Source organism: Mixta theicola (assembly GCF_002895925.1).
In the GTDB taxonomy this organism is placed as follows: domain Bacteria; phylum Pseudomonadota; class Gammaproteobacteria; order Enterobacterales; family Enterobacteriaceae; genus Mixta; species Mixta theicola.
Genome location: NZ_NWUO01000012.1, coordinates 123764 through 133734, shown reverse-complemented (window position 1 = coordinate 133734; position 9971 = coordinate 123764). Strand labels below are relative to the sequence as shown.

The window sequence follows — 9971 nt, the reverse complement described above, 5'->3', positions numbered from 1 at the left end:
AAGTCTGATGCTCATAAAAACGTCGTAATGAATTACGTGTTCACTCTGAGACTTGATACTGCAATTAGTTTTGCGATATCCCGTCCGTGAGTGCCCACACAGATTGTCTGATAAATTGTTAAAGAGCAGTGCCACATTCTTCAGTGGCGCGGGCTGCGTATACTACGCTTTCCCGCTGAAGAGTCAAGAGCTTATTTTCTTTTCCCTTCCTGACAAGGCCGACTAAGAAGTCGTTGTTCCGTGTCAGTGGAGGCGCATTATAGGGAGTTCTTTTGACCTGACAAGTACTAATTGCAAAATAAATTCAGATGATGTTTTTTTCATCAAAGCGCTAGTTTTTCCAGCTTTTCGAAGCCATAACGCTGTAAAACGGGTATTAATTGTACAGCTTCCGGCGACATTTCCATACACAGCGCCAGATTGCCGTGTGTGGAACAGGCTTTCGGCGCTTCATGCTCCAGTAGCCACACGGTACGTCGTGCGATCGCCGCTCCTGAATCAATAAGCCGGGTGCCTTCAGGCAGTACCGCCTGGAGTTCTTCTGCTAACAGAGGAAAATGAGTACATCCCAGCACAACGGTATCGGGAGGCTCAGGCATACGCAGCCAGGGCTGTAAAATCCGCCGAATAGTTTCAAGAGGGATTGTCTGCCCGTGGAGTTTCATCTCTGCCAGTTCCACCAGCTCCGCTGAACCCAACATTTCGGTCTTACACTCGCTGGCGAACTGGGCAACCAGATCGCGTGTATAAGGACGAGATACCGTTGCTCGCGTAGCCAGCAACCCGACAATACCGTTTCGGGTCAGCCTGGCGGCGGGTTTAATTGCGGGCACGACCCCAACTACCGGGAAAGCGAAACGCGAACGTAATGCAGGCAAGGAAACGGTACTGGCGGTGTTACAGGCGATAATCACCATAGATAGCGGATAACGTTTTGCTACCGCATCGACAATTTCCACCACGCGCTCAACAATAAAATCCTCGCTTTTTTCCCCATAGGGAAAAGCGACGTTATCAAAAGCGTAGAGGTAATGAAGATTCGGCAGCAGTTGCCGAACCTCATTATAGACAGAGAGACCGCCCACGCCGGAATCAAACACCAGCACGGTAGGCCGTAATTCAGAAGCTGTAGATTCCGCTGAGGTAGTACTCACGCCCTGCAGTTGGATAGCCATACACTGTCTCGTAATCTTTATCGAACAGGTTGGCAATTCTACCACGAACCGTCAGGTGAGAGGTGAGCGGATAAGAGGCGGAAAGATCGACCAGGCTATAGCTCGGCATGCGGCGCTGCTCGCTGGCGTACTGGTTGGTATTGTTATTGTAACTTTTACCGTAATACTGCCAGGCAACATCCATATCCAGCCCGAACATCGTCCAGTCCAGCTGATATTTAAACTGTTGCTTTGAACGACGAGCCAGTACCTCGTTATCGCTGTCGCGACGCGCATCAAGGTAGCCGAATGTAATGCGATGCGAAAAGATGCCGGTGTCAAAGCTGCCGGTCCATTCAACGCCGCGGATCGTCGCAGCCTGAACATTGTAATAACGCCCCACCCCAGTATCGTCAGCCGAGTAATCAATCAAATTATCAATTTTGTTCTGATAAGCTGAAAGCCGCCAGTCAACCGGCCCGGTTAAGCCTTCCAGCCCAATTTCCCACTGCTTTGATTTCTCTGCATCCAGATCGGGAGAGGCCGTTATATAAAGACGCTGCTGGCCGTACATCTGCCCAAGGGTAGGCGCCTCGAAAGCGGTAGCATACGAAAGCGTTGCGTGATAGTTCGGGATAAACTCCCATGCCGCCGCAGCTTGCCAGGTTGTATTCCAGCCAAACTGGTTGTTATCGTCACCGCGCAACGCGGCCTCAAGCGTCACATCATTAAACAGCTGCTGGCCGGTCAGGTAGTAACCGGTGTTGGTGCGCTTATAACGATCGGAGGCATAATCGTCGCGTGAAACTAACCGCTGCTCTTGCCGATCGATGCCAGCGCTGATCATGCCTTGTCCGATACGATAGCTGTTGCTCCATTGCAGGTTGCGCTGCTCCATATCATCCAGCGTCGTCCCGCTGTGATACCGCCCCTGAGTACTAACGTAGTTATAATCTTTATACTTCTGCAGGCTCAGCGTTAGCTGGGAAGCGTAATTCCCCTGGTTAAACGCGAGGCCGGACTCCCAGGTATGGTTGTAAATCTGCTGTAAATCTACGACGTTGGGATAGCCAGCGTCATACATACTTTTATTGTCGTAGCCATAGCCGCGCACAAAGCCGGAAATCGCCTCGTTAAAACGATGATCAATACCGGCCCAGAAAGTTTTATTGCGAAAGCCGTCGCGGTCGTTATCAACCGCATAGGTCGACTGCGGCTGTACATTAAAACCTTTGGTATCCTGAAACCCGCCCGCGACGGTAACCAGCGTATCCTTCCCTAACGCCTGGCGCAGCGCGCCGTCATATTGTTGATAATGATTAGAACCAACGCCTACCTGCAGCTGGCTTACCGGCTGCTCTGCCTGGGTAATAATATTGATGACGCCGCCAATCGCATCCGCGCCATACACCGCTGAGCGCGCGCCACGAATAAACTCGATACGCTGAACCAGAGAGAGGGGAATTTGATTGTAATCGGCAATACCGGTGATACCCGGCTTGGCCAGCGGAATACCATCAATTAGTACCAGCGTATGACGCGCTTCCGTGCCGCGCACGTATAGCGTATTAAGCTGCCCCATGCCGCCGCTTTGCGACACGTCAACGCCGGGCAGACGTCGCAACGCGTCCGTCAGGGTTTTCGCCTGCCAGCGGTCAATATCATCACGCGTAATAATATCAATCGGCGCCAGCACGCTGGATACCGGCTGTTGAGTTCGGTTAGCCGTAACAACGAGCGCATCATCATTTTTTACGGCAATGGCGGATTGCGCCCAGAGAGAAATCGCCATGACAGCCAGTGCCAACGGCGTTTTTTTCATTATGATCATCTATTTCAAGCATCCAAAAGATACAGCAGGATGCCGCAGGCATACGGCCAATAGTACGCGATAGCCGTAAAGTGCGACGTATTACCGGCAGGTCTTCGGGCTTGGAATCGATTAAATGGCGAAGACTTCCCATCAAATGACAGTGTCTGCGTTAGCAATCGCCACGACATTCCTTACCGCTGCGCGTCAGCTCCAGAATTTCACTGGATTCCCTATTAACTCAGCAGGAGGCCGGCCCGCGCAGTCTACAATTGAGGTTTATGGAAGTCCAGACTTCCGGCCAGCCAGGAGCGAGGCGATCACAGGACTGGACATCACCTGGTGAATCCCTACAATCGCCCGGCAAGTTTGCCATTCAATCAGGAAAAGCCATGACGCCCGAAAAACTGCCTGTCGAACAGTATGAAACCCAGCTCGCGGAGAAAACGACGCGCCTGCAAAACATGATGGCAACGTTTTCTGCGCCAGCCGTTGAGGTGTACCGCTCGCCGGTCAGCCATTATCGTATGCGGGCCGAATTTCGAATCTGGCACGAGGGCGATGACCTTTACCACATCATTTTTGATCAGCAGACGCGCGAGCGTATCCGGGTCGATCAATTCCCGGCCGCAAGCGAACTGATTAATCAGCTTATGCCGCTAATGATCGCCGCGATCCGCAGTAACGATGCGCTACGCCGTAAACTTTTCCAGATCGATTACCTGTCAACGCTAAGTGGTCAGGTTGTAATCTCACTGCTTTACCATCGCAAACTGGATGATGTTTGGCAGCAGGCGGCGGAAACCCTGCGTCATGAGCTGCGGGCTCAGGGCTTTGACTTACAGCTGATAGGCCGAGCCACAAAGACCAAAATATGTCTCGACCGCGATTATGTCGATGAACGTCTGCCGGTGGCCGGTCGCGAAATGATTTACCGCCAGATTGAGAACAGCTTTACCCAGCCTAATGCGGCAATGAATATCCAGATGCTGGAATGGGCGCTGGACGTGACAAAAGATGCCGCGGGCGATCTGCTGGAACTCTATTGCGGCAACGGCAACTTTTCCCTGGCGCTGGCACGCAATTTCCGACGCGTGCTGGCAACGGAAATCGCCAAACCTTCCGTGGCGGCAGCCCAATATAATATTGCGGCGAACCAGATCGATAATGTGCAGATTATCCGCATGGCGGCAGAGGAATTTACTCAGGCGATGAATGGGGTCCGCACCTTTAATCGTCTGCAGGGCACCAATCTGCAGGACTACCAGTGCGAAACCATTTTTGTCGATCCGCCGCGTAGCGGCCTGGATGAGGATACGGTAAAACTGGTGCAGGGCTATCCGCAGATCCTCTATATTTCCTGCAATCCGCAAACGCTGTGCGCGAACCTGGAGACGCTGTCGCAGACGCATAATATTACGCGTCTGGCGCTGTTCGATCAGTTCCCGTATACCCATCATATGGAATGCGGCGTACTGCTGACCCGACGTTAGTTAAAACTGTAGCGGGACACGATGCTCTATAGTCAGGATCGGGGCGCGCCGCTCAGCGGCCGCGCTCGGTCTTACTGTTCGCTTACCAGCTGGCGGAAAGGCCGTCGTGATCTCTTTCCGGCCAGCTGCGTTCATCGCCGGGATCCGCCTCTGGGACGAAGCCGGGTAAACAGGAAACGGATTTAACGTCTGTGGCGCAGCCTGGTGCCAATCCAGAAAATCAGCGCCACCATTAATACGACAGGCAGGAAATTAGAGCCGATTTCCGGGTAGTCGGCACGCACAATCGCGCTATACAGCAGGATCCCCAACAGGAAAAAGGCCGCAGCCAACGAGGGCATCCCTTCCGGCATCGCGCGATTAAGGTAGCGCTGATGCAGACACCAGGCCGCGAGACCCAGCGCAATAAGCGGAAAAATCGAAAACGGCACAAAAGAGTTGAAAAGCACTGAAAAAGAACCATTTATCGCCAGACCGGTAATAAATGCCAACACCAGGGTTCCTTTATCGCGTGGGTTCTTATCTGTCATGTCATCTCCTTTTCACATTTAGTTATGATTATCGAGCGTAACGGCCATGCGCTCTTGTTCGCGACGATACCAGTAGTAGGCGCCTTTAGAAATCATGCGCAATTGTAAAACCAGCCGATCTTCCAGCTTACGTCGTTGTTCAACGTTAATATCCAGCGCCTCGGCGCCCGCGTTAAAGACGATAATGACCATTGCTTCCGCCTGCGCTTCGGTAAAGCTACGCGGCATGCGATTTTCTAATTCGAGATAGTCGGCCAGTTCGGCGATAAAGTGCTGAATTTCACGGGCAACGGCGGCACGGAAGGCGGCAGAAGTACCGGAGCGTTCCCGCAACAGCAGGCGAAACGCATTAGGATTACTGTCGATAAATTCCATAAAGGTGGCGACGGAGGTTTTGATTACGCTGCCGCCTTTGGCAATACGCTGGCGCGCCTGACGCATTAACTGCCTTAACATCAGGCCGCTTTCATCCACCATGGTCAATCCCAGCTCATCGACATCACGAAAATGGCGGTAAAAAGAGGTTGGCGCGATTCCGGCTTCACGCGCAACTTCTCGTAGGCTCAGGCTGGCAAAACTGCGTTCGGCGCTTAACTGGCTGAATGCCGCTTCAATTAGCGAACGTCGTGTACGTTCTTTTTGCTGTGCTCTAACGCCCATTTTTCCGCCTGTTAGCCTACCGGATATTTACTATATCAAATAACTCAGCGTACAGTCCGGCAAAGTTTGTGACCGACTGTTAACCTTTCTCTTTAGCAAATTGAGGCTAAAATCACTCGAAGAATTGGGATGTTCGCGTCGGGATGTTAGAATCTCGTTGCTAAAATGTATATAAAATAAAGGAAGTGCCGGTATGCAACATGCTTACGATTACGATGTTATTGTGATTGGCTCCGGTCCGGGCGGTGAAGGCGCCGCAATGGGCCTGGTGAAACAAGGAGCCCATATCGCGGTAATTGAACGCTATCACAATATTGGCGGCGGCTGCACACATTGGGGGACGATACCGTCTAAAGCATTACGCCATGCAGTAAGCCGTACCATCGAGTTTAACCAGAACCCTTTATACAGCGATCACACCCGCCATCTTCGCTCTTCATTCGCCGATATTCTGAATCATACAGAAAACGTTATCAGTCAACAGACGCGTATGCGTCAGGGCTTTTATGAGCGTAACCGCTGTGAGCTTTATCAGGGCGACGCACGTTTTATCGATATGAACACCATTGCGTTAACCCGTTCTGACGGTTCCGTTGAACGGCTGACGGCAGAGAAGTTTATTATCGCCTGTGGTTCGCGTCCTTATCATCCGGTTGACGTTGATTTTACCCATCCGCGTATTTATGACTCCGACTCCATTCTTAATCTTCACCACGAGCCAGAACACGTCATTATCTATGGCGCAGGGGTGATTGGTTGTGAATATGCCTCTATTTTCCGTGGCCTGAACGTGAAAGTAGATTTGATCAATACGCGCGACCGCCTTCTGGCTTTCCTCGACCAGGAGATGTCCGATGCGCTTTCCTACCATTTCTGGAACAGCGGCGTGGTCATTCGTCATAACGAAGAGTTTGAGAAGATCGAAGGATTTAACGATGGCGTGGTTATTCACCTGAAGTCCGGCAAAAAAGTCAAAGCGGACTGCCTGCTGTATGCGAATGGACGCACGGGCAATACGGACTCTTTATCGCTGGAAAACGTTGGGCTGGAAGCCGACGGTCGTGGCCTGCTGAAAGTTAACAGCATGTACCAGACGGCGCAGCCGCATATCTACGCGGTAGGCGATGTGATCGGTTATCCGAGCCTGGCTTCCGCCGCGTACGACCAGGGACGCATTGCCGCTCAGGCGCTGAGAAAAGGCGAAGCGACGGCGCACCTGATTGAAGATATTCCGACCGGCATCTATACCATTCCAGAAATCAGCTCGGTAGGAAAAACCGAACAGCAGCTGACGGCAATGAAAGTGCCTTATGAAGTGGGCCGGGCGCAGTTTAAGCATCTGGCGCGCGCGCAGATTGTCGGGATGAACGTCGGTAGCCTGAAAATTCTGTTCCACCGTGATACCAAAGAGATCCTGGGCATTCACTGCTTTGGCGAGCGCGCGGCCGAGATTATCCATATTGGACAGGCGATCATGGAGCAAAAAAATGGCGGCAACACGATCGAATATTTCGTGAATACCACCTTTAACTATCCCACGATGGCGGAAGCGTACCGCGTTGCCGCGCTAAACGGCTTAAACCGCCTGTTTTAACGTGGTTTCCATATAGCTCTGCATATGGCTACGGATAGCCTCTGCCAGTTGTTCATAGCGGCTGCGCAGAGGCGATCCCGGACGATAAACCAGGGCGATAGTACGCTGTGGCACCGGCTTATAGCAGGAAACGTAAGTAATGCCGTCGCGGGTACGCTCCTGAGGAACCGCCAGCGCGGGCAGCAGTGTAATGCCGCTGCCTGCCGCAACCATATTGCGCAGCGTTTCGAGGCTGGTGGCGCGGAAATGCGTATCTTCATCGGCACCCGCCTGGAAACAAAAACCCATCGCCTGATCGCGCAAGCAGTGACCATCTTCCAGCATTAGCAGCTTCTCACCGGCAAGATCGGACATCGGCACGCGATCGCGATCTTTCCACGGATGATCCTGCCAGATCGCCAGCTTCATCGGCTCGTCAAACAGCGGTACTTCAATAAAAGCTTCGCTCTCTTTTACCAGCGCGATAATAGCGCAGTCGAGCTTCCCGCTATCCAACTGGCTTAGCAGCTGCTGCGTTTGCGCTTCATGCAGATACATTTCCAGCTTGGGGAAACTTTGATGCAGCTGAGGAATAATATGCGGCAGCAGATAAGGCCCCACCGTTGGGATTAAGCCGATATGCAGCGGGCCGGACATCGCTTCGCCCTGCTGGCTGGCCATCTCCTTCAGCACTTTCACTTCACGCAGAACGGTACGCGCCTGATCCACCAGCAGCAGGCCCGCCTGGGTGAACAGCACCTTACGACTGGTGCGCTCCAGCAGCATGACGCCAAGCTCATCTTCCAGCTTACGGATCTGACCGCTTAACGTAGGCTGACTGACATGACAGGCGTCGGCAGCACGACGGAAATGGCGGTGTTCGGCCAAAGAGACCAGGTATTCAAGATCACGAATATTCATTTTATCCTCCGAGCCACGATAGCCCGTGGCAATGAATAGAATAGCAATGAACGATTAGCCCTATCAAGCGTGGTTGAGAATAATGCTCACCAGAAGTTCATCACATCAAACGCAACGTTAATGAAGAGGTATTGATTCTTATGTTTGCAAGTCAGGAAGGTAAACGCGTCCCACAGGTTACTTTTCATACGCGTCAGGGCGATAGCTGGGTCGATGTTACAACTGACGAGCTGTTTAAGGGCAAAACCGTAATCGTATTTTCGCTGCCGGGCGCGTTTACGCCTACCTGTTCCTCCAGCCATCTGCCGCGTTACAACGAGCTGGCAAGCGTCTTTGCACAGCACGGCGTTGACAGCATTCTGTGCGTTTCAGTGAATGACACCTTCGTCATGAACGCCTGGAAAGCCGACCAGCATGCAGAAAACATCACCTTTATTCCGGACGGCAACGGCGATTTCACACGTGGAATGGAGATGCTGGTTGAGAAAGCTGATTTAGGCTTTGGCCCGCGCTCATGGCGTTATTCAATGCTGGTTCGTGACGGCGTAGTGGCAAAAATGTTTGTGGAGCCGAACAAACCGGGCGACCCGTTTGAAGTGTCCGATGCCGATACTATGCTGCGTTATCTGGCGCCGGAATTTAAAGTGCAGGAATCAGTCTCGCTGTTTACCAAACCGGGCTGCCCGTTCTGCACCAAAGCGAAACAGATGCTGATCGATCGCGGCATTCAGTATGAAGAAATCGTTCTTGGACAAGACGCCACTACCGTTAGCCTGCGCGCTATGACCGGTCGTGCAACGGTACCGCAGGTCTTTATCGGCGGACGGCATATTGGCGGCAGCGACGATCTGGAAAAATTCTTCAACCTTGCCTGAGAATCCGGGAACCGGCTTCGTTACCCTGGCCGGTTTTCAGATGTGCCTATAATAAAAAAATATCTGAAGTCAGAGGTTGGCGGGCTAGTATGCCCGCCTTTTTTATGGCTTTAGTGTTAATATATTTTTGCCTCTTCTTTAACAACAGGAGACCAGTCCTTAATAAAGAACAGATTTAATAATGAAACAGCCAACCGCTATTTTAATAGTAGATGGGGTTAGGTTACTTAAAGATTAAGATTACCCGGCTGCCCTTTCATAAGCTCGCGGAGCATATCTTCTGCTATAGTCAGACCGCGTTCATAACCGACAAAAGGACCCGCTACTACACCGGCAATGGCGCCAAGGACTGCTCCTCCCAGCATACCGAACAGCGCGGTAAAACCACCACCGATACCAATCAGATCGGAACTGGAAGCGCTCCGCGCCCGCCCAGTGTTGCCAGCGACCAGCTACCAATAGAACAAGTAATACCTTCAACAAAATTAGCGACAATATTATTTGTATAGGCACCTGTTACGCTGAGGATTTCGTTGTTTTTTAATTCTCGCATCATAAATTCCTTTTAAAATTTAAAACCATTGGTTTTTATTCTATTTTACCGCCAATAATCGAATTGAATGCTTCCATTGCCAAAGGGTAGCAATAATCAACCGGCACCAGCAGACCGGCCAATCAGGCCGCCAATGCCACCGATACCGGCCGCAACCACGCCCCGACAAACTGCCCAATAATACCCAATCCCAGCACGCCCATTGCATTACCGCCATGCAGATAACCGATAGAACCGCCGGTAACGGCAGCCGCAACGCCACCAAATATTGAACTGGCAAGACGATTACCCACAAAGCCAGCGATCTCACAAGGAGTGATACCGCCTGAAACAATGGCTATCTCATTTAACGCTAAATCACGCATACTTTTCCCTTACAATATTTTATAAGCTATCAATACA

At 51.7% G+C, this 9971-nt stretch carries 10 protein-coding genes and 1 riboswitch; of the genes, 3 read left to right on the top strand and 7 right to left on the bottom strand.

Annotated elements, in window-relative coordinates; translation table 11 throughout:
- Positions 1 to 323: 323 nt before the first annotated feature.
- Entirely contained in the window at positions 324 to 1175 is an 852-nt protein-coding gene (murI, locus tag COO59_RS15900) for a glutamate racemase (RefSeq protein ID WP_103060739.1), read from the bottom strand.
- Positions 1120 to 2985 (bottom strand): TonB-dependent vitamin B12 receptor BtuB, encoded by a 1866-nt coding sequence (gene btuB, locus COO59_RS15895; protein ID WP_165786529.1) that lies wholly within the window; start codon positions 2983 to 2985, stop codon positions 1120 to 1122. Before btuB ends, murI begins: the two co-directional genes overlap by 56 nt.
- A gap of 69 nt (positions 2986 to 3054) precedes the next feature.
- A riboswitch (cobalamin riboswitch) is annotated at positions 3055 to 3233 on the bottom strand.
- Positions 3234 to 3356: 123 nt separating this feature from the next.
- Between btuB and trmA the strand changes: the two genes are divergently transcribed.
- Positions 3357 to 4457: a tRNA (uridine(54)-C5)-methyltransferase TrmA gene (trmA, locus tag COO59_RS15890; RefSeq protein ID WP_103060738.1), complete on the top strand. Its 1101-nt coding sequence runs from the start codon at positions 3357 to 3359 to the stop codon at positions 4455 to 4457.
- Between the two features lie 182 nt (positions 4458 to 4639).
- Here trmA and COO59_RS15885 read toward each other — a convergent pair whose 3' ends face one another.
- Together COO59_RS15885 and fabR are read right to left on the bottom strand one after the other, a co-directional pair.
- Entirely contained in the window at positions 4640 to 4987 is a 348-nt protein-coding gene (locus COO59_RS15885; protein WP_103060737.1) for a YijD family membrane protein, read from the bottom strand.
- Between the two features lie 18 nt (positions 4988 to 5005).
- Positions 5006 to 5647: an HTH-type transcriptional repressor FabR gene (gene fabR, locus COO59_RS15880; protein ID WP_103060736.1), complete on the bottom strand. Its 642-nt coding sequence runs from the start codon at positions 5645 to 5647 to the stop codon at positions 5006 to 5008.
- Between the two features lie 193 nt (positions 5648 to 5840).
- Between fabR and sthA the strand changes: the two genes are divergently transcribed.
- Complete coding sequence (gene sthA / locus COO59_RS15875) at positions 5841 to 7241, top strand: Si-specific NAD(P)(+) transhydrogenase (RefSeq protein ID WP_103060735.1); 1401 nt, start codon at positions 5841 to 5843, stop codon at positions 7239 to 7241.
- On the opposite strand, the gene oxyR is transcribed toward sthA, so the two are convergent.
- Positions 7224 to 8141 carry a DNA-binding transcriptional regulator OxyR gene (gene oxyR / locus COO59_RS15870; RefSeq protein WP_103060734.1) on the bottom strand — a complete coding sequence of 306 codons (918 nt, stop codon included), beginning with the start codon at positions 8139 to 8141 and terminating at the stop codon, positions 7224 to 7226. The two genes, sthA and oxyR, sit on opposite strands and share 18 nt — an antisense overlap.
- 140 nt (positions 8142 to 8281) lie before the next feature.
- Here oxyR and COO59_RS15865 point away from each other — a divergent pair, with 140 nt between their 5' ends.
- Positions 8282 to 9016 (top strand): redoxin family protein, encoded by a 735-nt coding sequence (locus COO59_RS15865; protein WP_103060733.1) that lies wholly within the window; start codon positions 8282 to 8284, stop codon positions 9014 to 9016.
- Between the two features lie 400 nt (positions 9017 to 9416).
- Here the strand turns inward: COO59_RS15865 and COO59_RS20950 are convergent, their stop codons facing one another.
- On the bottom strand, positions 9417 to 9572 hold the full coding sequence (locus COO59_RS20950) for a hypothetical protein (RefSeq protein WP_165786528.1): 156 nt from the start codon (positions 9570 to 9572) through the stop codon (positions 9417 to 9419).
- Positions 9573 to 9691: 119 nt separating this feature from the next.
- Complete coding sequence (locus tag COO59_RS15860) at positions 9692 to 9934, bottom strand: hypothetical protein (RefSeq protein ID WP_103060732.1); 243 nt, start codon at positions 9932 to 9934, stop codon at positions 9692 to 9694.
- Between the last annotated feature and the right edge of the window lie 37 nt (positions 9935 to 9971).